The sequence below is a fragment of the Lentibacillus sp. L22 genome (assembly GCF_040812445.1).
GTDB classification, from domain to species: Bacteria; Bacillota; Bacilli; order Bacillales; family Amphibacillaceae; genus Lentibacillus_C; species Lentibacillus_C daqui.
This window is the reverse complement of the sequence record NZ_JBFNXI010000112.1, coordinates 1-776: the sequence shown is the minus strand read 5'-3', so window position 1 is coordinate 776 and position 776 is coordinate 1. Positions and strand designations below refer to the sequence as shown.

At 38.3% G+C, this 776-nt stretch carries 1 protein-coding gene; it reads right to left on the bottom strand.

From position 1 onward, the window contains the following. A partial coding sequence (locus ABRT01_RS18305) for a DUF443 family protein (protein ID WP_367749208.1) occupies nt 1-645 on the bottom strand: 645 nt, incomplete at its 3' end. Nucleotides 646-776: the final 131 nt, after the last annotated feature.

The window sequence follows — 776 nt, the reverse complement described above, 5'->3', positions numbered from 1 at the left end:
ACCGCCCAGGAATTTGACCCTTGTATCGCCTTCAATTATCGTTCCGAGTCCGGGTAAGACTGTCCCAACAAATATAAGAATCGTTGAGAAGAGCAATATAAGCCAATTACCATATTCAATATATGCTGCAGCTCCCATTACCCCCAATCCAAAACAAAAGAAATACATAAATGTAGCTAAAAAGACAAACTTAAACTGAGCAGGCATGATCCATAACTGGCCTTTAGACAATTGACTTAGATCGATTATTTGATACATCCTTTTTTTAAACATTCGGCTTAGAGAAAGGATCAGTAATATCATAAGAATAACAATAAATATCACAATAATTGCATTTACATAAATCGGAATATCAACGTCAAAATAATTCGCTATAGGGCTTAAACTGCTGGCAGCAATAGAGGCTAAGATCGCCCATAAAAATTGAGAAGAACCCACCTTTTCCTTTACAGTAGGAGCTGTTAATTCTTCTGCAATTTCTGGATCCTCCACTTTATACACGCGATTGGGAAGCAGCCAGTAGAAAAAAGGAAATAACATCTTCCATAGGGATGCTCCACCCATATCCAAGATATAGTTCTCTCCTCTAATCGTCAGTATTCGATATCTTAAATTTTTGGTTGTGCGTCGTACGGTGCATTTCATTCAAAAATCCCCTTCCATACCGCTCCATAATTAACTAAACGGATTGATGGCATCAAGACCGCTTGCAATCGACTCACCTGGATTCTCAAAAAAATCACTTACAGCTTCTTTTCCACTACTCCACCACTCAT